Raw genomic sequence first — 20,564 nt, 5'->3', positions numbered from 1 at the left:
CGGGGCCTCCCAGTATCCATCGCCGGGGCGGTGGGTGTCACGGGACGCGCCGATGCGGTCCTCAGTCCCGCGCCCTCACCAGGCGTTCGTGGCCGCTCTCCTCGAGCTCCGCGATGTCCGCATTGCCCTTGAGGAAGTCGTTGAAGGACTTGAAGCCGATGGCCTTCTCGCTGAACGAGGAGTCCATGCGTCGCATGTGGGACTTCACCGCCGAGGCGTGCAGCCACTCGCTGTCCCCCCGGTCGCCGAGCTGCAGAGCACGCTGCAGCAGACGGGTCGCGGCCTCGCGCGGATCCTCCCCGGTCTCCTCGTCCTCGGCCTCCTCGGCGGCATCCGCCGCCTCGTCGGCGGCGCGCTCGGCGGCACGGGCCTTGGCGTCGGCGTCGGCCGAGCGCCGGGACCGCGTGCGCTGACCGCCGCTGTCGCCGGTGGTCTGGTTCTCCCCGGTGGTCTGGTTCTCCTCGGAGGTCTGGGCGCTGCCGCCGCCCCCACGTCGCGACCGGCTCCGCTGCGGGGCCGCGGGCCGTTCCACGCCGGGCAGGTTCTCGTAGGACTCGAACTCGTCGCAGGCGGCGGCCAGGGATTTCGCGGTGGAGCCGGCCACGCCCATCGCGATCACATAGCGACCCAGGCGCCGGCAGCGCTGGGCGAGGGGGACGTAGTCGGAGTCGCCGGCGACGATCACCACATGGGTGAGGTCGGGCATCAGGTAGAGGTCCTCGACGGTGTCGACGGCGAGGCGGATGTCGGCGCCGTTCTTCGCATATGCCGCTGCGGGGAACAGCTGCACAAGGTCCACGGCGCGGGCCACCAGCTGGGTGCGATAGATCGCATTGACCGGGGAGGACCAGTCCGCATACGCGCGGGTGAGCATGAGCGAGCCGAAGGAGGCGGCGTAGTCGATCACCGCGCCGACGTCGACGGTGGCCTTCGCCAGGCGCTCGGCGATCTCGGGCTCGGTCGGGTCCTCGGCGATGCGCTGCCGGTCGCGGCTGTACGCCTGTCGTCCATGCACCCGGTCGTACCAGGACATGACGATGTTGTCGAAGTCGAGGTACACGGCCACACGGGAATCCTGAGTCTCTGCCATGGCTCCAGTCTGCCCTCTCCCTCGGGGTGCGCGGGACGTCAGTCGCCGGGCGGGCCGCTCTGGATCCGCAGCGACTGCCGTCGACGGTGGACCGTGAGGTAGGCGAGCCCGTCCGCGCCGGCGCGGAATCCGCGCCCTGTGCGCCGTGGGAGCAGGGCGACGTCACCGGGCCGCAGGGGTTCCTCCCCGGTGTCGGTCACCAGGGTGCCGCCCCCGCGGACCACATGGATGAGCGTGTCGACCTCGGCCCCGACGTGGGCGGGGATGGACTCGCCCGCGGGGAGGCGGATCAGGTTCGAGTCCAGCTCGCGCTCCGGCTCGGCGATGGACCAGACTGCGCCGCGGCGGGGCTCGGCAGGCTGCTCGGCGGTGTTGGTGAGGATCGGCATGTCCCGAACGTACACGGAGCGGTCGACGGTCGGTCAGCGCTCGGCCGGAGGGGGCGCCGAGGCCACGGCGGCCAGCTCCGCGACCGGTCCGCTGAGGCGCCGAGGTCCGCTCCACACCGCGGTGAGCAGGCGGCGCAGCCGCGTGCCCGCCACGGGCACCCGGCACAGCCGGCCGGCCTCGAGAGCGGATCGCACCGCGAGCATGCTCAGCACCGCCGGCCCGGCACCGGAGGCGACCGCGACCCGCACGGCGGCATTGCTGCCGAGCTCCTGCACCGGTGGGGTCAGCGCGGCCGCGGGCAGCAGTTCCTCGAAGGCATCGCGGGTGCCGGAACCGCCCTCGCGCACCACCAGCGGGGTCTGGGCGAGCTCCTCCCGGGGCAGCGGCTCCGTGCGTCGCGCCCAGGGATGCTCCGGGGCGACGACCACGACCAGCTCGTCCTCGCGCAGAGTCATCGCGTGCACGCCGCGGGGCACATGCGGCGTCTCCACGAAACCCAGCTGCAGACGTCCCTCATGGATGCCGGCGAGCACATGGGTGGAGTTGAGCACCTCCAGGTCGACCCGCACCCGGGCGCTGGTGCGCCGCAGCTCGGTGAGCCAGGCCGGCATCAGGTGCTCGGCGATGGTCATGCTCACGCCGACGCGGAGCTCACGGGCCTCCGCGTCGCGGGTGTGCCGCAGCCAGGCGGAGAACTCCCCGGCCGCGTCGAGGAGCTCACGTGCGTGGGCGGCGTAGAGCAGCCCGGCCGAGGTGGGGCGTGCACCGCGCGGGCCGCGATCCAGCAGAGCCGAGCCCGCCTGCACCTCGAGCTGGGCGATCAGGCGACTGGCATTGGGCTGATGGATCCCGAGCCGACGGGCGCCCGCCCCCAGGCCGCCCTCGTCGACGACGGCGACGAACAGGGCGAGTGCCGGCAGGTTCGGAAGGGCCTCAGTCATATCAGAATCATATGCCCTGGTCGCGAACTGCTCTCTACCGGGCTCGCGCACCGGGGGGAACCGTGGAGTCCATGCCCCTCGCCACCGCCCCCGCCCCTCCGACCCTGCGCCCCTCCGCCTGGCCCGGGATCCTGCTCACCCTCGCGGTGGCGGTCCTGTCTATCCTGCTGTCGCAGGTGCTGCCGGGCGTCAGCGCGCTGATCATCACGATCGTGGCCGGGATCGTCATCGCGAACCTCGTCCCGCTGCCGCCGAGCCTCGCGCCCGGGCTGTCGGTCGCGGCGAAGAAGTTCCTGCGGGCCGGGATCGTGCTGCTGGGCCTGCAGGTGGCGCTCGGAGACCTGCTCGCCCTCGGCGCCCCGATGCTCGCCGTGGTGGTGGCGGTGGTGACCGGCGGGATCCTCGGCACCCTCGCCCTCGGCCGCGCGCTCGGCGTCGAGAAGGGCCTGACGCTCCTGGTGGCCTGCGGCTTCTCGATCTGCGGGGCGGCAGCCGTGGCGGCGGCGGCCGGAGTGACCGATCCCGAGGACGAGCACGAGGAGCGCACGATCACGGCGATCGCCCTGGTGGTGCTGTGCGGCACGCTGATGATCGCCGCGGTGCCCGCTGCCGCCGCGGTGCTGGGGCTCGCGCCGGAGACGGCCGGCCTCTGGGCCGGCGCCTCGATCCATGAGGTCGCGCAGGTGGTGGCCGCCGGCGGGGCCCTCGGCGGAGCGGCGCTGACCGTGGCCGTGATCGTCAAGCTCGCCCGGGTGCTGCTGCTCGCACCGGTGATGGCGGTGATCGGCCTCCAGCAGCGACGCGAGGGGGTGGCCGCGGGGAGGCGCCCGCCGCTGGTGCCCCTGTTCGTGCTCGGCTTCCTGGCGATGGTGGTGCTGCGCTCCGTGGTGCCGCTGCCCGCGGTGGTGCTCGAGCTGGGCGGTCTCGCCCAGACCGGCCTGCTGGCCGCGGCGATGTTCGCGCTCGGTACCGGGGTGAAGGTGCGGAACCTGCTGCAGGTCGGTGCGCGCCCGCTCGCCCTGGCGGCGCTGTCCACACTGCTGGTGGCCGCTCTCGCCCTTGGTGGGGTGCTGCTCGCAGCCTGAGCACCCGGAGCCGCAGACGCGGTGCTATGGTCGCATTCATGACGCATCTGCGAGTTCGTGAGGCCGCCGGGTTTCTCGGCGTGAGCGAGGACACCGTGCGGCGCTGGATCGACAGGGGGAGCCTCTCCGCGAGCGTCGACGCCGCGGGGCGGAAGGTGCTCGAGGGCGCCGAGGTGGCCCGCCTCGCCCGGGAGCTGGCGGTCACGCCGCAGCTGCACGGTGCCACCACGAGCTCCGCCCGGAACCGCTTCGTGGGGCTGGTGACGAACGTCGTGATGGACACGGTGATGGCACAGGTCGAGCTGCAGTGCGGCCCCTTCCGTGTCGTGTCCCTGATGAGCAGCGAGGCCGCCCGCGAGCTGGGCCTCGCGCCCGGCAAGGTCGCCAGCGCCGTCGTGAAGGCCACCCATGTGACGGTCGATGCTGAGCCCGACCGCGCTCCCGACGGAGACGGCGCATGAGGGGCCTGCTCCGGCGGCTCACCGGCGCGGCCGCGGTCATGCTGCTGGCCGCCGCCTGCGGCGGCGTCGCGGCCACCCAGGGGGCCGCGGACTCCGTCCCCCTGCAGGTCTATGCCGCGGCGTCCCTGCAGCAGCCGTTCGAGGAGCTCGGTGCCGCGTTCGCGGCCGCGCATGACGGGGTGGACGTCGAGTTCACCTTCGCCGGCTCCTCCACCCTGGTCCAGCAGATCCGGCAGGGCGCGCCGGCGGACGTCTTCGCCTCTGCGGACCCCTCGACCATGGACAAGCTCGTCGAGGCCGGGCTGCACGGCTCCGAGCCGGTGGACTTCACCGCCAACACGCTGCTGATCGCGGTGCCGGCGGGGAACCCGGCGGGGGTGACCGCTCTGACCTCGCTCACCGAGGAGGGCCTGCACCTCGTCGTCTGCGCCCCCGAGGTCCCCTGCGGCGCGGCCACCGAGATCGTCGAGCAGGCCGCTGGGCTCACGTTCTCCCCGGTCAGCGAGGAGCAGTCCGTCACCGATGTGCTGAACAAGGTCACCAGCGGAGAGGCGGATGCGGGTCTCGTCTACGTCACCGATGTGGCCCGAGGAGGGGACGCCGTCGAGGGCATCGCGTTCCCCGAGGCGCAGGCGGCCGTGAACATCTACCCGATCGCCACGGTGAAGGATTCCGAGAACCTCGAGCTGGCCCAGGAGTTCGTCGACCTGGTCAGCGGTCCCAGGGGCCAGGAGATCCTCGACGGCTACGGTTTCGTCGGCCGGTGAACGCGCTCCCCCGCTGGGTGCTGCTCCCCGCCCTGCTCGGCGGGCTGTTCGTGCTGCTCCCGCTCGCGGCGATGGCGGCGCGCGTGCAGTGGTCGAGCTTCGGCGCACTGATCACCAGCGAGGCCTCGCTGTCGGCGCTGCGGCTGAGCGTGCAGACCTCGGCGACCAGCGCCCTGCTCTGCGTGCTGGTGGGGGTGCCGATGTCCGTGCTGCTGGCCCGTGCGGAGTTCCGCGGTCTCTCGCTGCTGCGCTCGCTGGTGCTGCTGCCCCTGGTGCTGCCGCCGGTGGTCGGCGGCATCGCGCTGCTGTACACCTTCGGTCGGCAGGGGCTCCTGGGCCGCCATCTGGAGATGCTGGGCCTCGAGATCGCGTTCTCGACCACGGCGGTGGTGATCGCCCAGACCTTCGTGGCCCTGCCCTTCCTGGTCATCAGCCTCGAGGGGGCGCTGCGCACCGCCGGCACCCGCTATGAGAGCGCCGCCGCCTCGCTCGGAGCCCGGCCCTCGCGCGTGCTGCTGGGGGTGACGCTGCCGCTGGTGCTGCCCGCGCTGCTGTCCGGCACGGTGCTGGCCTTCGCCCGGGCGCTCGGGGAGTTCGGGGCCACGATCACCTTCGCCGGCTCCCTCCAGGGCACCACCCGCACGCTGCCGCTGGAGATCTACCTGCAGCGGGAGAGCGACCCCGATGCCGCTGTGGCGCTGGCCTTCCTGCTGATGATCGTCGCGGTGCTGGTCATCGCCGCGGCCCGGCGGAGGGTGAGCACATGAGCCTGCAGCTGCGGGCCCGGATCCCCGAGCGCGGGGTCGCGCTCGACCTCACCGTGGCCCGCGGGCAGACCCTTGCGCTGATCGGCCCCAACGGTGCGGGCAAGTCCACGCTCCTCTCGCTGGTCGCCGGCGCGCTGCGTCCCGCGCACGGGCGGGTGGAGCTCGACGGGCAGCTGCTCTTCGGGGAGCGCTCCTGGACCCCGCCCCATCAGCGCCGGGTCACCACGCTCAGCCAGGACCCGGTGCTGTTCCCGCACCTGACGGTGCGGGGGAACATCATGTTCCCGCTGCGGTCCCAGGGGGTGCCCCGTGCTCGGGCCCGCCAGGAGGCCGGGCGGTGGCTGGCCGAGCTCGGGCTGGAGGAGCTGGCGGACCGCCGACCGGCGCTGCTCTCCGGCGGGCAGGCGCAGCGGGTCGCGGTCGCCCGTGCCCTGGCGGCGGACCCCCGCCTGCTGCTGCTGGACGAGCCGATGGCCGCGCTCGACATCGACGTGGCGGTGGCCCTGCGGGGACAGCTGCGCCGCTTCCTCGCCGACCGCACGGCGATCATCGTCACCCATGACGTGCTCGATGCCCTCACCCTCGCCGATCACCTCGCCGTGCTCGACGGAGGTCGGGTCATAGAGCAGGGCCCGGCACGGCAGCTGCTGGCCCGGCCCCGCACCGCCTTCACCGCGAGCTTCGCCGGGCTCAACCTGGTCACGGGGCGGTGGGAGGCCGGGGCCGTAGTGCTCTCGGACGGGGCACGGCTGACGGCGCCCGGACCGCATCCCCCGGGCCGGGAGGTGCATGCCGCTTTCCGCCCCTCGGCCGTCGAGCTGGCGCGGACGGGAGGGATCCGCCGCACCGTGACGGCGCTGCTCCCGCACGGTGACCTGGTCCGGGTGCGCACGGCGGATCTCGCCGCGGATCTGCCACCGCAGGAGATCGCCGAGCTCCGCCTCGAGCCCGGAGCCACGGTGCACCTGGTGGTGCCGCAGGAGGCTGTGACAACCTACGGGACATGATCGATCTGCGCGTCCTGCACCGCGAGCTGCGCGAGCGGCACGGCCCGCAGGGCTGGTGGTGGCCCGGCGAGGAGCCCTTCGAGATCGCCGTCGGCGCGGTGCTGGTCCAGCGCAGCCGCTGGGAGCAGGCCGCCTCCGCGATCGCTGCGCTGCGCACAGCGGGGCTGCTCACCGCCGACCCGCTCGCCGCGGCCCGGGAGGAGACGGTCCGGGAGCTGGTGCGGGCCGCCGGCTTCCCGCGCACCAAGCCGCGCCGGATCCGGGCGCTCGCGCGCTGGTGGGAGGAGCGCGCCACGGTGGCCGGGACGCTGGACGACGAGGCGCTGCGCGGCGAGCTGCTGAGCATCGACGGGGTCGGTGAGGAGACCGCGGATGCGATCTCGCTGTACTGCTTCGGCCGGCCGGCCTTCCTGTGCGATGAGTACGCGCGGCGCCTGCTGCGCGAGCGGGGCGCGGTCGTGCCGGGCAGCTATCGGGCCTTCCGGCGGGCGCTGAGCGAAGCGCTCGTCGCCGCGCGCTTCGAGGTGGCGGAGCTCGCCGAGCTGCACGGGCTGATCGTCGAGGAGGGCAAGCGGATGCGCGACACCGCTCCGGTGGTCGGCGCGAGAGGGGCGCCGGCGACGCAGGACACCTGAGAAGATCGGGCCATGACGCTCCTGGACTCCCGTCTCCCGCTGGTCGCCGCCCCCATGGCGGGCGGCCCCTCCACGCTCGCCCTGGCCGGAGCCGTCTCCGCGGCCGGGGCGTTCCCGTTCCTGGCAGGTGGGAACCTCACGCCGGAGGCGATGGCCGCCGACATCGCCGCGGCGCGGGGACTCGGCACCGCCTTCGGGGTGAATCTCTTCGTGGTGCCGCCCGGGGAGATCGACGAGGAGGCCTTCGCCGCCTATGTGGTGGAGCTCGGCGAGGACGCCGCCCGCCTGGGTGTCGCTCTGGACCCCGTCCCGCATCGCGACGACGACCACCTCGCCGCGAAGCTGGCGCTGCTGCGCGAGAACCCGGTGCCGGTCGTCTCCTTCACCTTCGGCCTGCCGCCCGCAGCGGCGGTGAGCGCGCTGCACGAGGCGGGCACCACCGTGCTCGCGAGCGTGACGGACGCCGCCGAGGCCGGCGCCGCCGCCGAGTGCGGGGTCGACGGCCTGGTGGTGCAAGGTCCGAGCGCGGGCGGACACAGCGCCACCCATCACCCCTCCCGGTCGCCCGGCCCGATCCGCACCGAGGAGCTGGTGCGCCAGGTGCGCGCCGCGGTCGACCTGCCGCTGCTGGGTGCAGGCGGAGTGGACGGCCCGGTCGCGGTGCGACGGATCCTCGCCGCGGGCGCGGAGGGCGCGGTCACCGGCACACTGCTGCTGCGCACCGACGAAGCGGGCACCTCCCGCACCCATCGCGCCGCCCTCGCGGATCCCGCGTTCGGCGAGACCGTGCTGACGCGCGCTTTCACCGGGCGGCCCGCCCGCTCCCTGCGCAACGAGTTCATCGACCGCCACCACGACACCGCGCCGACGGGGTACCCGCAGGTCCACCACCTGACACGTCCGCTGCGTCGGGCGGCCGGGGCGGCAGGTGATCCGCAGCGACTGCACCTGTGGGCGGGCACCGGCTGGCGCAGCGCCCCCGAGCGCTCCGCCGGCGAGGTCATCAGCTGGCTCGCCTCGGAGATCTGAGCCGGGCCGGAGCCCGGACAGCAGCAGGGCCCCACCACCCGGCGGGGCCCTGCTGACGAGTCACTGTCTCACGGTTTCTCGAGTGGAGCTATGGGGATTCGAACCCCAGACCTCTTCCATGCCATGGAAGCGCGCTACCAACTGCGCCATAGCCCCGTATCGGGTGCCGCCCCCAGGGCGACGAGACGATGTTACACGGCCGCCGAGATCAGAGGAAATCGGGGGCGAGGTTGTGTGACACCAACCTCATCAGGCCGTTCGCCGTCTCCCCGGACAGCGGTTCGAGCACGGAGCGGTGGCAGTTCTCGATCCCGGCGAGACCGCGGAAACCGTTGGTGTCCAGGCCCAGCAGCGCGGTGATGCCCAGGGTGATCGCAGCGCCATGGGCGACGACCATCACGGTCCCGCCCACGTGCTCGGCGACCAGGGCGCGGCAGGCGGCGGCGACCCGCTCCCCCACCTCGGGGCGGTCCTCCACGTCGAGCCCGAGCACCGGGCGGTGCGCGCGCCAGTCCGCATGCTGCTCGGGCCAGCGCATCCGGATCTCCTCGCCGCGCAGCCCCTCCCACTGGCCGAAACCGCGCTCGAGGAAGGCATCGTCCGTCCGGAGCTCGACGTCCGTGCCGCGGCTCATCAGACGGGCGGTCTCCACTGCGCGCTCCAGCGGCGAGGCCACCAGGACGTCCGGCGGGGTCGCGGCGACCACGGGCGCCAGCGACTCGGCCTGCCGGATCCCGGTGGGGTTGAGCGGGATGTCGACCTGCCCCTGGAGGCGGCCCTCCCGATTGAAATCCGTCTGTCCGTGACGCACCAGGACCAGACGCGTGCGGGGGCCCCTCACGCCGTACGGTCCGCGTCGATCTGCAGATCGATGACGGGGGCGTCGCGCCACAGACGCTCGAGGGCGTAGAAGGCGCGATCCTCGGCATGCTGGACGTGCACGACGATGTCTCCGTAGTCCAGCAGCACCCAGCGGGCCTCGCGCTCGCCCTCCCGACGCAGCGGCTTGCGGCGGCGCTCGGTCAGGAGGGCCTCCTCGATGCCGTCGACGATCGCGGCGACCTGTCGTTCGGTCTCGCCGCTGCAGACGAGGAAGGCATCGGTGATCACGACGAGCTCGGAGACATCGAGGCCGATGACCTCCTCGGCGAGCTTGTCGGCGGCGGCCCGGCCGGCCACCCGGGCGAGGTCGAGGGATTCTTCGGGAGCACTCACGCGGCAGGTTCCTCCAGGACGGGATGAGCGAGGGACAGGTCGGACAGGTGATCAGGGGAGATGGTGGGCTGCGCCGAGGCTGCCGTGTCGGGCCCGATGACCCCGGCCAGCAGCAGAGTGACCAGCACCACCAGGGCGATCGCGATGAGGATCCACACCAGCCACGGCAGCAGACGGCCGCCGTTGCTCTCGGGTCGATGCAGCACCTTGCCGTCGAAGCGCGGTGCCGGGCGCGGTGCGGGGGCCTCGGTGACCGAGAGCTCGCCCAGCTCGACGCCGTCGTGATCGCGGCTGGCCCCCGCCGCGGAGCCGTCCTCGGCCATGGTGGCGGCGCCGTCTCCGGAGGCGGCGGGGGCTGCCTCGGGCTGCTCGCTGAGCTCGATGATGCGCGCACGGCGACCGAACTTGCGCAGGGTGGGCACGGGGGTGTCCGCGGTGGGCGGGGCGACGGCGCCGCGCACGCCGGGCACGGCCGCCTGCTCGCCGGGGGCCTCCATCGCGGCGCGCGCCTCGAGGGCGGCCTGCTCCTCGGGGCTCAGCGCACGGGCGCGGCGCCCGCGGCGCGGAGTGGTCTCGGGCTCGGTCATCGGCCGTCACCTCCTGTGTAGAGCGCGTACTTGTTGATGTATTGGACGACCCCGTCGGGGACCAGGTACCACACCGGTCCGCCGGCGGCCACGCGGGTGCGGCAGTCGGTGGAGCTGATCGCCATCGCCGGGACCTCGATCAGGGTCACGCCGTCCTCGGGCAGGCCGGAGGTGTCGAGCTCGTGACCGGGCCTGGTGACCCCCACGAAATGCGCGAGCTCGAAGATCTCCTCGGTGTTCTTCCAGGTGAGGATGTTCTGCAGGGCATCGGCCCCGGTGATGAAGAAGAGGTCGGCGTCCGGCTGCTCCCGGCGGAGGTCACGCAGGGTGTCGCTGGTGTAGGTGTCCCCGGGCCGGTCGATGTCCGCCCGCGAGACGGTGAACACCGGGTTCGCGGCGGTGGCGACGACCGTCATCAGATAGCGGTGCTCGGGATCGGAGATCTCCTGGTCCGGCTTCTGCCAGGGCCTGCCGGTGGGCACGAAGACGACCTCGTCGAGCGCGAAGACGCTCTGCACCTCGCTGGCGGCGACGAGGTGCCCGTGGTGGATGGGATCGAAGGTCCCGCCCATCACGCCGATCCGTCGCCGCTGCAGCTCCACGGAGGTCAGTGGTCGGAGTCGGAGGAGTTCTTGCGCTTCCTGTCCAGGCTGCGGTGGTGCGCTCCCCCGGTGAGCCAGGTGAAGCCCAGCAGGATCAACAGGAGGACGAAGATGCCGATGCCGACGGTCGGAGCGCTGAGCGCCTCACTGGTGTCGGCGCCGGACTCGGCGAGGATCATGAGCTGATCGATCATGGTCTAGAAGGCCTTTCCACGGGTGACCGGCCCATCATCCCACAGCGGCGCAGTCGGTCAGCACCCTGACGCGCAGGATGGGAGTCGGGTCACGGCCTGACCTGGCCCTGCCCCACCACCAGCCACTTGCTCGCAGTGATCTCCCGCAGTCCCATCGGTCCGCGAGCGTGCAGCTTCTGGGTGGAGATGCCGATCTCCGCGCCGAAGCCGAACTCGCCGCCGTCGGAGAAGCGGGTGGAGGCGTTGGCCATCACCACGGCGGAGTCCACCTCCGCGAGGAAGCGCTGCTGGCTGGTCAGATCCCGGGTGAGGATCGACTCGGTGTGGCCGGTGGAGTGAGCCCGGATGTGGGCCAGCGCCGCCTCGAGGTCGTCCACCACCGCGACCGCGAGCTCGGGGGCGAGGTACTCGGTGTCCCAGTCCTCGGCGGTCGCGGCGACGACGTCGAGGCCGGAGGGCAGCAGCGCAGAGGCCCGTTCATCGGCATGCAGTCGCACCCCGGCGGCGGCCAGCGGCGCCGCCAGACGCGGCAGCGCCTGCTCGGCGATGTCGCGATGGACCAGCAGGGTCTCCAGTGCGTTGCACACCCCGATGCGCTGCAGCTTGGCATTGGCGACGATGGCCACGGCCTGGTCGAGGTCGGCGCTCGCATCGACCAGCACATGGGTCTTGCCGGTGCCGGTCTCGATGACGGGGACCAGCGAGTTCTCCACCACCCGTCGGATCAGTCCGGCACCGCCGCGCGGGATCAGCACGTCCACCAGGCCCCGGGCGCGCATCAGCACGTCCACCCCCTCGCGGCCGTGCTCGTCGATCCCGACGATCAGGTCCGCGGGCATCTCGTGGGCGGCCAGCACATCGCGCAGCACCCCGATCAGCGCCGTGTTCGAGTGCAGCGCCGCCGACCCGCCGCGCAGCACGACGGCGCTGCCTGCCTTGAGGGCGAGACCGGCGGCATCGACGGTGACGTTCGGCCGGGCCTCGTAGACCATGCCGATCACCCCCATCGGCACCCGCACCTCGCGCAGCTCGAGCCCGTTGTCGAGCACGGAGCCGCGGACCACCTCTCCGACGGGGTCGGGCAGGGCGGCGGCGTCCCGCAGCTGCTGGGCGATCGCCGCGACCCGCTCGGGATCCAGGGCGAGGCGATCGCGCAGGCCGGGCGCGATGCCCGCGTCGTCGGCGGCGGCCAGATCGCGGGCATTGGCGCCGACGATCTCCTCCGCCCGCTCCACCAGCGCCCCGGCCATGGCCAGCAGCAGCTGGTCCTTCGCTCCGCGGTGCAGGCGGGCCAGCACCGGCTGCGCATCCTTCGCGGCACGGGCGGCGGCGAGGACGGCGGTGGTCGCGGGAGAGTCCATGGTGGGGAGTCTACGAGTGCGGCCCTGTTCCGAGAAGGGGCGTCCGACCAGCAGACCTCGTGCTCAGAGCACCACCAGCTGGTCGCGGTGGATGGCGGGGCGACGGAAGCGGTCCCCCAGCTGCTCGCGGGCGTCGGCCGTGCTGCGACCGGACATGGCCCTCAGCTCGTCGCTGCTGAAGGAGGTCAGCCCGCGCGCGATGACCTCACCGTCCGGTGCGGCGAGATCGACGGGGACCCCGGCCGGGAAGGTGCCCTCGACGCAGGAGATGCCGACGGCCAGCAGCGAACGGCGACGGCTGCGCACCGCATGGGATGCGCCCTCGTCGAGGTGCACGGTGCCGGCGCCCCGGGTCGCGAAGCGCAGCCACACCAGACGGGAGCGTCGGCGGCCGTGCTGCGCCGGGAAGAAGGTGCCCACGTCCTGTCCCGCGAGCGCGGGACCGAACTGCTCGGTGGAGGTCATCAGCGCCGCGGTCCCGGTGGTGGAGGCGAGCTGCGCGGCCGAGAGCTTGGTGACCATGCCGCCGGTGCCGACCTTGGAGCCGACCGAGCCGATGCTCACCCCGGTCAGGTGGGCGACGTCGTCGACCTGTCCGATGCGCTCGGCGCCGGGCGCCTTCGGGGGTGCGGTGTACAGGGCGTCGACGTCGGTGAGCAGGATCAGCGCATCCGCACCCAGCAGCTGGGCGACCAGGGCCGCCAGGCGATCGTTGTCGCCGAAGCGGATCTCATGGGTGGCGGTGGTGTCGTTCTCGTTGACCACCGGGACGGTGCCCAGGTCCAGCAGCGCCTCGAGCGCGGTGCGCACGTTGCGGTAGGTCTGCGGGCGGATCACGTCCGACTCCGTGAGCAGCACCTGTCCGGTGATCCGGTCGTGGCGGGCGAAGGCCCCCTGCCAGGCGGTGGCCAGCAGCGCCTGGCCGACGCTCGCGGCCGCCTGCTGCAGCGCGACGGCGGCCGGCCGCTCGGGCAGGCCCAGCGGGCCCAGTGCGGCGGCGATCGCCCCGGAGGAGACGATCACCAGCTCCGTGCCCTGCTCGACGAGTCCGGCGGCGGTATCGGCGATCTGCTGGATGTGGCCCCGATCCAGATGCCCGTGCTCGTCGGTGAGGCTCGAGGAGCCGATCTTGACGACGATCCGGCGGGCGGAGGGGAGCGAGTCACGGGTGGTCAGCCGCTCGGGCTGACGCAGCTCCGTGATGCTCACCGCGTCTCCTCCTCGGAGGCCGGGTCGGCCCAGTGGCCGGCCTTGCGCTCGGCCTCCATCGCCGAGATCCGCTGCATCCGCTCGGCGGTGCGGGCGCGCTGCTGCTCCTTCTTCGTCTCCCGGGTGGGGCGGGAGCGGTCCTCGAAGCGGTCGTCGGTGCCGCGCCGGCCCAGCATCTCGGCGCCGCCCACCATCGTCGGCTCCCAGTCGAAGACGACCGCGTCGTCGCCGGGGCCGATCAGCACCGTGGAGCCGGGCACGGCACCGGCGGCGTACAGCTGATCCTCGACGCCGAGCTTCGCGAGGCGGTCGGCGAGGAAGCCGACGGCCTCGTCATTGGTGAAATCGGTCTGTCGCACCCAGCGTTCGGGCTTCTCCCCCTGCACGCGGAACGCGGTGTGGCCGTCGTACTGCTCGGTGACGACACGGGAGGCCTTCGCGTCGACGGCGCGGGGTGTGAGCACGATCGGTGCCGGTGCGGGGGCGGGCAGTGTGGCGCGCGCCTGCTCGACGAGCTCGCCGAGGGTGAAGGAGAGCTCGCGCAGACCCTTGTGGGAGACGGCGGAGACGTCCAGGACCGGCACGTCGCGCGCGGCGAGCTGATCGCGGACCATATCGGCCATGTCCTCGCCATCGGGCAGGTCGGTCTTGTTCAGCACGACCACCGTGGGCCGCTGCATGAGCGGGACCCTGCCGTCGGTCTCCTCGTCGAGGCTCGCCGCATAGCTCGCCAGTTCGTGCTCGATCGTGGTGAGGTCGCTGAGCGGGTCGCGGTCGGATTCGAGGGAGGCCGTGTCCAGCACGTGCACCAGCACGTGGCAGCGCTCGATGTGGCGCAGGAAGTCCAGGCCCAGGCCCTTGCCCTGGCTGGCCCCGGGGATGAGACCCGGGACGTCGGCGATGGTGAAGCGGTGCTCGCCGGCCTCGACCACGCCGAGGTTCGGCACCAGGGTGGTGAAGGGGTAGTCGGCGATCTTCGGCCGGGCGGCGCTCATCGCCGCGATCAGCGAGGACTTGCCGGCGCTGGGGTAGCCCACCAGCGCGACATCCGCGACGGACTTCAGCTCGAGCACCAGGGTGCGCTCCTGCCCGGGCTCGCCGAGCAGCGCGAAGCCGGGGGCCTTGCGCTGCCGGGAGGCGAGTGCAGCATTGCCCAGACCGCCGCTGCCGCCGCGGGCGGCGACGAAGCGGGTCCCGATGCCGATCATGTCAGCCAGCACGGTGCCGTCCTCGGCGGTGACCACGGTGCCGTCCGGCACCGCGAGGACGAGGTCCTCACCGCTGGCGCCATGGCGCAGATCGCCCTTGCCGAAGCCGCCTCCGGTGGCGCGCTGATGCGGGCGATGGTGGTACTGCAGCAGAGTCGTGGTGGAGGCGTCGACCTCGAGGATCACGTCCCCGCCACGGCCCCCGTCGGCCCCGTCGGGGCCGGCCAGGGGCTTGAACTTCTCGCGGCGGATGGACGCGGCGCCGTGCCCGCCTGATCCGCCGACGACCTGCAGCTCGACGCGGTCGACGAATGTGGCCATGGATGCACTCCGATGCTGAAGGGGAGAAAAGCCTCGAGGGGCGGAGCGTTCGGCTCCGCCCCTCGAAGGACGCTGTGTGCCCCGCGATCCGGGGCGAGCGATCAGACCGTCTCGACGACGTTGACCACCTTGCGGTCACGCTTGCGCCCGAACTCGACGGTGCCCGCGGTGAGCGCGAACAGCGTGTCGTCGTTGCCGCGACCCACACCGTCACCGGGGTGGATGCTGGTGCCGCGCTGACGCACGAGAATCTCGCCCGCGCCGACGACCTGTCCGCCGAAGCGCTTGACGCCGAGACGCTGGGAGTTGGAATCACGCCCGTTCTTGGAGGAGCTGACGCCCTTCTTTGATGCCATCTGGAATCAATCCTTGTCTAGTCGAAGGGATCGCTCAGGCGATGCCCGTGATCTTCAGCCGGGTGAGCTCCTGGCGGTGGCCCTGGCGCTTCTTGTAACCGGTCTTGTTCTTGTAGCGGAGGATCCGGATCTTCTCGCCGCGGAGGTCCTCGACCTTCTCGGCGGTGACCTTCACCTTCGCGAGCTCGTTCTGGGCGGAAGTGACCTTGTCGCCGTCAACCAGCAGCACGGGAGCGAGATCGACGCTGTCGCCCGCCTCGCCTGCCACGCGGTTGATCACGATGGTGTCACCGACCGACACCTTCTCCTGACGACCGCCTGCGCGGACGATTGCGTACACCACGTCAATGCTCCATCTTGTGATTCGGAATTGCTCTACGAGTCGAGTTCCCTGCCGGGTGTCACCGCGGACCTGCGACCGTCAACCTGACCCGGGCCGTGAAGGCCCGAGCGGGAGATGCGGTCGGCGATGTCCACCGGGAGCACGACTGCGACGCGTTCTGCGCCAGGGGACAGCTTACGATCCCGCGACCTGCCGGTCAACCACCGGACACGGCCCGACCTGCGAGAACGCAGTCACATCCTGTGGAACGCGTCACCCCCGCTCGGGGGCGTCCTGCTCCCACGCCGTCGTGACGGTCTCACCGGTCGACTCCGCGCCCCGCATGGGCTGCGCGGTCTCCGCCGTCTCCGCGACCCCTGTGGGGCCCTCCGACTGCGAGGCGCTGCCCGAGGCCGCGGCGATCGAGGCGATCGTGGCCCGTGCCTGGGCACGGGTGGTCTCGTCGTCCTCGAGCCGATGCACGTCGCCGCCGTTCTCCTCGGCACCGTGCTCGCCGCCCTCGACCTCGTCCTTCGACCCGCCGCGCGGGCGCCGGCCCCGGCGCCGTGAGGACTTGGAGGAGTCCTCGCCGCCGTTGCCGCCGTCGGCGTGATGGTGCTCACCCTCGGCGTCCACGATCAGGCCGCGGCCGTGGCAGTGCTCGCAGGTGCTGGAGAAGGTCTCGACCAGGCCCTGGCCCATCCGCTTGCGGGTCATCTGCACGAGTCCCAGCGAGGTCACCTCGGCCACCTGGTGCTTGGTGCGGTCCCGGCCCAGGCACTCGACCAGGCGCCGCAGCACCAGGTCACGATTGGACTCAAGCACCATGTCGATGAAGTCGATGACGATGATGCCGCCGATGTCGCGCAGCCGCAGCTGACGCACGATCTCCTCGGCAGATTCGATGTTGTTCTTGGTGACCGTCTCCTCGAGGGAGCCGCCGGAGCCGGTGAACTTGCCGGTGTTGACGTCGATGACGGTCATCGCCTCGGTGCGGTCGATGACCAGCGACCCTCCGGAGGGCAGGTAGACCTTGCGGTCCATGGCCTTCAGCAGCTGCTCGTCGATGCGGTGCTTGGCGAACACGTCCTTCTCGCCGACGTGCCTGGTGACCCTGTCGAGCAGGTCCGGCGCCACCTCGGAGACGTAGGCGTGGACCTCGTCGTAGACCTTGCCGCCCTCGACGATCAGCGAGGTGAAGTCCTCGTTGAAGACGTCGCGGACCACCTTGATGGCGATGTCCGGCTCCTGGGAGAGGGCCACCGGCGCGGACTTGCTCTTCTGCGCCTTCTGGATCGTGTCCCACTGGGCGCGGAGCCGCTCGACGTCATGCGTGAGCTCCTCCTCGCTCGCCCCTTCGGCGGCAGTGCGCACGATGACGCCTGCGTCCTCGGGGATGATCTGACGCATGATCTTCTTCAGTCGCGCCCGCTCGGTGTCGGGCAGCTTGCGCGAGATGCCGGTCATCGACCCGGCGGGCACGAACACCACGTAGCGGCCGGGCAGCGAGATCTGACTGGTCAGGCGCGCGCCCTTATGGCCGATCGGGTCCTTGGTGACCTGGACCAGCACCGGGTCGCCGCTCTTCAGGGCGAGCTCGATGCGGCGCGGCTGCCCCTCCAGGCCCGCCGCGTCCCAGTTGACCTCGCCGGCGTACAGCACGGCGTTGCGGCCCTTGCCGATGTCCACGAAGGCCGCCTCCATGGAGGGCAGCACGTTCTGGACCTTGCCCAGGTAGACGTTGCCGACCATCGAGGTCTGCGACTTCTGGGCGACGTAGTGCTCGACCAGCACATCGTCCTCGAGCACGGCGATCTGGGTGCGGCCGGGGCGCTCGCGCACCACCATGGAGCGCTTGACGGACTCGCGCCGGGCCAGGAACTCGGCCTCGGTGATGACATTGCGCTTGCGACCGGCGTCGCGGCCATCGCGGCGGCGCTGGCGCTTGGCCTCGAGGCGGGTCGAGCCCTTGACGGCCCTGACCTCGTCCCGCGCCTCGCGAACCTTCACCACCGTGTTCGGCGGATCGTCCGAGGAGCTGGAGTCGTCGCTGCCGCCGCCGGAGCGGCGCCGGCGCCGGCGCCGGCGCGAGCTGGAGGAGCCGGAGGAGGAGTCGCCGTCGGAGTCCGTCCCGTCGCCGGTGGACTCGTCTCCGGCGTCCTCCTGCGAGGAGTGCTCGGAGCCGTCCTGCGACTCGTCGTCGCCCTCGGCGTCGTCGTCCTCGCCGCGCCCGCGGCCGCGACGGCCACGCCCCCCGCGGCGGCGGCGCCGACGGGAACTGCCGCTGCCGCCACCCGAGGAGCGGTCCTCGGAGCCGTTCTCGTCGGTGGAGTCGTCCTCGTCCTCGCTCTCGCCCGCGGAGTCGTCCCGACCCTCCTCCGCAGTGCCCTCCTCACGCTGCGAGGAGCGGCGCGAACGGCTGCGACTGCGGCGGGAGCGGGAGCTGCGCTCCTCCTCCGGCGAGGCCTCGTCCCGCGTGCGGCCGGAGTCCTCGGCGTCGGTGGTCTCGGCGTCGGTGGTCTCGGTGACCTCGGCGGAGCCCTGGTCGCCGACGGTGGTGCGCGGCTGCGGGGTCGGGGCCTGGAACAGGAGGGAGGCGAAGTCCATCTGGACCTGCTCACGGCGGCTGGCGCGATCGTCGTCGACGGTCGGCTCCTCCGCGGCCGCGCCGCGGGTGGAGGCCAGGGCGCGCAGGTCCTCGACCACCGGGTTGCCGTCGACCTGCGGCACCTCGACGGGCGCCTCCTGCGCGGGGGCGTCCTCGAGGATCTCGTCCTCGACGGGGGCCTCCGCGGCCGGCTCGGTCACAGCGGGCTCGGTCTCGACCGGGATCACGGGGGCTCCCGCAGGAGCGCCGGCGCGACGGCGGGGGCGCTTGGCAGGGGTGGTCGGTGCGGGCTCGGTGCTCGCCGCCTCCTGCGGGGCGACGACGGTGCGGGGCGCGGTGCGCTCCGGCTCCGCCACCGTCGGCGGGGTGAACGCCGGGGCTCCGGCCGGTGCGCCGGCGCGGCGGCGGCGCCGGGCCGGGCTCTGCGTCTCCTGCGACGAGTCGTTCTCGGGTTCGTGGGTGCTGTCAGCCATGGGGCCGTCTCCTTCTGGAGGACCAGCGCACCCTGGTCCCGTCTGGTCATCGTCCCTGGGGACGGAAGTCTCAAGCCCTCGCCGTCGCGCAGCTCCCCGCGGGAAGCGCTGCGATGCCGGCCGTGGAACATCACGGTCGCGGTGGTCCGCGTAGCCGATGCTCCGACGCCTCGACGCCGGGAGGTTCCCCCGCCCGGTACGGAGCAGGAGAGTGCCTCGGTCAGTATGGCACAGGGCAATTCAGCGTCCGAGGTCGACATGCGGCCCGAGGCGGTCCGGGATCACCGCTGCAGGGGGACCATCGTCCCCGTGCACGGCGCCCGCACGGCCGTAGGTTTCGTGACAGCGTGTCACCCACTCTGGAGTTCCCATGGATGCCCTCGACCTCGCACGGTGGCAGTTCGGCATCACCACCGTGTACCACTTCGTCTTCGTCCCGCTGACCATCGGCCTGTCGCTCCTGGTCGCGATCATGCAGACCCGCGCGGTCTTCACGAAGGACACCGTCCGCAAGGATGCCTGGACCCGGATGACGAAGTTCTTCGGCTCGATGCTGATCGTGAACTTCGGCATCGGCATCGCCACCGGCATCGTGCAGGAGTTCCAGTTCGGCATGAACTGGTCGGAGTACTCCCGCTTCGTCGGCGACGTGTTCGGCGCCCCGCTCGCACTGGAGGGGCTGGCCGCCTTCTTCCTGGAGTCGGTGTTCCTGGGGCTGTGGATCTTCGGCTGGGGAAGGCTGCCGGAGAAGATCCACCTGCTGACCATCTGGGCCGTCGCCCTGGGAAGCACCCTCTCGGCGTACTTCATCATCGCCGCGAACTCCTTCATGCAGCACCCCGTCGGGGCGGTGCTGAACCCGGAGACCGGCCGTGCCGAGCTGGATCCCTCGCAGGGGTCGATCTTCGCCGTGCTGAGCAACGTCACCGCGCTCGCCGCCTTCCCGCATGTGGTCTCCGGCGCCTGGCTGGTCGCCGGCGCGTTCCTCACCGGCGTCGCGGCCTGGCACATGGTGCGCCACCACAATCGCGCCCGGGAGCTGGGGATCGACACCGAGGAGGGCCGGGAGCAGCACCTCGCCGCCCGCGACCTCTACCGGCCCACGGTCCGCTTCGGCGTGCTCGCCATGGTCGTCGCCGCCCTGGTGCTGGTGATCTCCGGCGACTTCCAGGCGCAGATCATGTTCAAGCAGCAGCCGATGAAGATGGCCTCGGCCGAGGCGCTGTGCGAGACCGAGACCGGGGCCTCCTTCTCGATCCTCACCGTCGGCGGTCCCGACGCCTTCTCGACCGACTGCGACGGCGTCACCCATCTGATCGAGGTCCCCTACGTCACCTCGTTCCTGGCCACCCACACCTTCGACGCCACCCTGCAGGGGGTGGACGACCTCAACGCCCAGTACAAGGAGCAGTTCGGCGCGACCGCCACCGATATCCACGGCAACGAGGTGGCCGTCGACTACCGGCCGAACCTCTTCGTGACCTACTGGTCCTTCCGCCTGATGATGGGGCTGGCCGCCTTCAGCGGGGTCCTCGCGCTGTGGGCGCTGTGGGTGACCCGCGGCAGGGGCGAGACCGCCCGCACCACCGGCTCCAAGGCCTTCCAGTGGTTCGCGGTGCTGTCGATCCCGATGCCGTTCCTCGCGAACACTGCGGGATGGGTGTTCACGGAGATCGGTCGCCAGCCCTGGGTGGTCCATCCCCACCCCGAGGACCCCGTCGTGCGACTGATGACGATGCAGGGCGTCTCGGCCAACCCGGGCTGGATGGTGCTCACCTCGCTGCTCGCCTTCACCCTCGTCTACGGCGTGCTCGCCGTGCTCTGGTTCCAGATGATGCGGAAAGCGGCGCTGAAGGGCGTCCCGCTCGCGCAGCGTGATCCCGAGACCGACGAGCTCGACACCCCCACCCTGTCCTTCGACTACTGAGAAAGGACC

Annotated in this window: 22 protein-coding genes and 1 tRNA gene; 8 read left to right on the top strand and 15 right to left on the bottom strand. The window is 72.1% G+C overall.

Annotated features, from left to right (window positions below; translation table 11 throughout):
* Nucleotides 1-61: 61 nt before the first annotated feature.
* Genes ACHUEU_RS02200 through ACHUEU_RS02190 form a run of 3 tightly spaced genes read right to left on the bottom strand, consistent with a single transcriptional unit; the run spans nt 62 to nt 2,421 of the window.
* On the bottom strand, nt 62-1,090 hold the full coding sequence (locus ACHUEU_RS02200) for an NYN domain-containing protein (RefSeq protein WP_394214243.1): 1,029 nt from the start codon (nt 1,088-1,090) through the stop codon (nt 62-64).
* Nucleotides 1,091-1,128: 38 nt separating this feature from the next.
* Nucleotides 1,129-1,479 (bottom strand): cupin domain-containing protein, encoded by a 351-nt coding sequence (locus ACHUEU_RS02195; RefSeq protein WP_394214242.1) that lies wholly within the window; start codon nt 1,477-1,479, stop codon nt 1,129-1,131.
* Between the two features lie 33 nt (nt 1,480-1,512).
* Nucleotides 1,513-2,421, bottom strand: coding sequence for a LysR family transcriptional regulator (locus tag ACHUEU_RS02190; protein WP_394214241.1), 909 nt, complete (start codon nt 2,419-2,421; stop codon nt 1,513-1,515).
* A gap of 71 nt (nt 2,422-2,492) precedes the next feature.
* Here ACHUEU_RS02190 and ACHUEU_RS02185 point away from each other — a divergent pair, with 71 nt between their 5' ends.
* Genes ACHUEU_RS02185 through ACHUEU_RS02155 form a run of 7 tightly spaced genes read left to right on the top strand, consistent with a single transcriptional unit; the run spans nt 2,493 to nt 8,172 of the window.
* Entirely contained in the window at nt 2,493-3,506 is a 1,014-nt protein-coding gene (locus tag ACHUEU_RS02185) for a YeiH family protein (protein ID WP_394214240.1), read from the top strand.
* Nucleotides 3,503-3,967, top strand: coding sequence for a TOBE domain-containing protein (locus tag ACHUEU_RS02180; protein WP_394214356.1), 465 nt, complete (start codon nt 3,503-3,505; stop codon nt 3,965-3,967). Before ACHUEU_RS02185 ends, ACHUEU_RS02180 begins: the two co-directional genes overlap by 4 nt.
* Entirely contained in the window at nt 3,964-4,734 is a 771-nt protein-coding gene (modA, locus tag ACHUEU_RS02175) for a molybdate ABC transporter substrate-binding protein (RefSeq protein WP_394214239.1), read from the top strand. Before ACHUEU_RS02180 ends, modA begins: the two co-directional genes overlap by 4 nt.
* On the top strand, nt 4,731-5,501 hold the full coding sequence (locus tag ACHUEU_RS02170; RefSeq protein WP_394214238.1) for an ABC transporter permease: 771 nt from the start codon (nt 4,731-4,733) through the stop codon (nt 5,499-5,501). The genes modA and ACHUEU_RS02170 overlap by 4 nt, the downstream gene beginning before the upstream one ends.
* Nucleotides 5,498-6,508, top strand: coding sequence for a sulfate/molybdate ABC transporter ATP-binding protein (locus tag ACHUEU_RS02165; RefSeq protein ID WP_394214237.1), 1,011 nt, complete (start codon nt 5,498-5,500; stop codon nt 6,506-6,508). Before ACHUEU_RS02170 ends, ACHUEU_RS02165 begins: the two co-directional genes overlap by 4 nt.
* Nucleotides 6,505-7,143, top strand: a complete 639-nt coding sequence (locus ACHUEU_RS02160; RefSeq protein WP_394214236.1) for an endonuclease III domain-containing protein — start codon at nt 6,505-6,507, stop codon at nt 7,141-7,143. Before ACHUEU_RS02165 ends, ACHUEU_RS02160 begins: the two co-directional genes overlap by 4 nt.
* Before the next feature lie 12 nt (nt 7,144-7,155).
* The gene (locus ACHUEU_RS02155) at nt 7,156-8,172 is read left to right on the top strand and encodes an NAD(P)H-dependent flavin oxidoreductase (protein ID WP_394214235.1); all 1,017 of its coding nucleotides are present in this window, start codon (nt 7,156-7,158) and stop codon (nt 8,170-8,172) included.
* Nucleotides 8,173-8,255: 83 nt separating this feature from the next.
* Here ACHUEU_RS02155 and ACHUEU_RS02150 read toward each other — a convergent pair.
* The 12 genes from ACHUEU_RS02150 to ACHUEU_RS02095 all read right to left on the bottom strand — a co-directional run bounded on the left by ACHUEU_RS02150 (nt 8,256) and on the right by ACHUEU_RS02095 (nt 18,628).
* Nucleotides 8,256-8,328, bottom strand: a tRNA-Ala gene (locus ACHUEU_RS02150).
* 52 nt (nt 8,329-8,380) lie between these two features.
* Nucleotides 8,381-9,013, bottom strand: a complete 633-nt coding sequence (locus tag ACHUEU_RS02145; RefSeq protein WP_394214234.1) for a histidine phosphatase family protein — start codon at nt 9,011-9,013, stop codon at nt 8,381-8,383.
* Nucleotides 9,010-9,387 carry a ribosome silencing factor gene (rsfS, locus tag ACHUEU_RS02140; RefSeq protein WP_394214233.1) on the bottom strand — a complete coding sequence of 126 codons (378 nt, stop codon included), beginning with the start codon at nt 9,385-9,387 and terminating at the stop codon, nt 9,010-9,012. Before rsfS ends, ACHUEU_RS02145 begins: the two co-directional genes overlap by 4 nt.
* Nucleotides 9,384-9,974 (bottom strand): hypothetical protein, encoded by a 591-nt coding sequence (locus ACHUEU_RS02135; RefSeq protein WP_394214232.1) that lies wholly within the window; start codon nt 9,972-9,974, stop codon nt 9,384-9,386. The genes rsfS and ACHUEU_RS02135 overlap by 4 nt, the downstream gene beginning before the upstream one ends.
* Nucleotides 9,971-10,546 (bottom strand): nicotinate-nucleotide adenylyltransferase, encoded by a 576-nt coding sequence (nadD, locus tag ACHUEU_RS02130; RefSeq protein ID WP_394214355.1) that lies wholly within the window; start codon nt 10,544-10,546, stop codon nt 9,971-9,973. Before nadD ends, ACHUEU_RS02135 begins: the two co-directional genes overlap by 4 nt.
* A 35-nt stretch (nt 10,547-10,581) precedes the next feature.
* A complete protein-coding gene (locus ACHUEU_RS02125) occupies nt 10,582-10,770 on the bottom strand; it encodes a hypothetical protein (RefSeq protein ID WP_394214231.1) in 189 nt (62 codons plus the stop codon).
* Nucleotides 10,771-10,859: 89 nt separating this feature from the next.
* Entirely contained in the window at nt 10,860-12,131 is a 1,272-nt protein-coding gene (locus tag ACHUEU_RS02120; protein ID WP_394214230.1) for a glutamate-5-semialdehyde dehydrogenase, read from the bottom strand.
* A gap of 63 nt (nt 12,132-12,194) precedes the next feature.
* Nucleotides 12,195-13,340 (bottom strand): glutamate 5-kinase, encoded by a 1,146-nt coding sequence (gene proB, locus ACHUEU_RS02115; protein WP_394214229.1) that lies wholly within the window; start codon nt 13,338-13,340, stop codon nt 12,195-12,197.
* Nucleotides 13,337-14,869 carry a GTPase ObgE gene (gene obgE, locus ACHUEU_RS02110; protein WP_394214228.1) on the bottom strand — a complete coding sequence of 511 codons (1,533 nt, stop codon included), beginning with the start codon at nt 14,867-14,869 and terminating at the stop codon, nt 13,337-13,339. Before obgE ends, proB begins: the two co-directional genes overlap by 4 nt.
* Before the next feature lie 101 nt (nt 14,870-14,970).
* Entirely contained in the window at nt 14,971-15,225 is a 255-nt protein-coding gene (gene rpmA, locus ACHUEU_RS02105; RefSeq protein ID WP_089063990.1) for a 50S ribosomal protein L27, read from the bottom strand.
* Nucleotides 15,226-15,259: 34 nt separating this feature from the next.
* On the bottom strand, nt 15,260-15,568 hold the full coding sequence (rplU, locus tag ACHUEU_RS02100; protein WP_089063991.1) for a 50S ribosomal protein L21: 309 nt from the start codon (nt 15,566-15,568) through the stop codon (nt 15,260-15,262).
* A 252-nt stretch (nt 15,569-15,820) separates the two neighbouring features.
* Nucleotides 15,821-18,628 carry an Rne/Rng family ribonuclease gene (locus tag ACHUEU_RS02095; protein WP_394214227.1) on the bottom strand — a complete coding sequence of 936 codons (2,808 nt, stop codon included), beginning with the start codon at nt 18,626-18,628 and terminating at the stop codon, nt 15,821-15,823.
* Between the two features lie 370 nt (nt 18,629-18,998).
* Between ACHUEU_RS02095 and ACHUEU_RS02090 the strand changes: the two genes are divergently transcribed.
* Nucleotides 18,999-20,555 carry a cytochrome ubiquinol oxidase subunit I gene (locus tag ACHUEU_RS02090; protein WP_394214226.1) on the top strand — a complete coding sequence of 519 codons (1,557 nt, stop codon included), beginning with the start codon at nt 18,999-19,001 and terminating at the stop codon, nt 20,553-20,555.
* The last annotated feature ends 9 nt before the right edge of the window (nt 20,556-20,564 follow it).

The organism is Brachybacterium vulturis (genome assembly GCF_043641765.1).
GTDB classification, from domain to species: Bacteria; Actinomycetota; Actinomycetes; order Actinomycetales; family Dermabacteraceae; genus Brachybacterium; species Brachybacterium vulturis_A.
The sequence above is the reverse complement of the archived record's forward strand: the minus strand, read 5'-3'. Positions and strand labels throughout refer to the sequence as shown.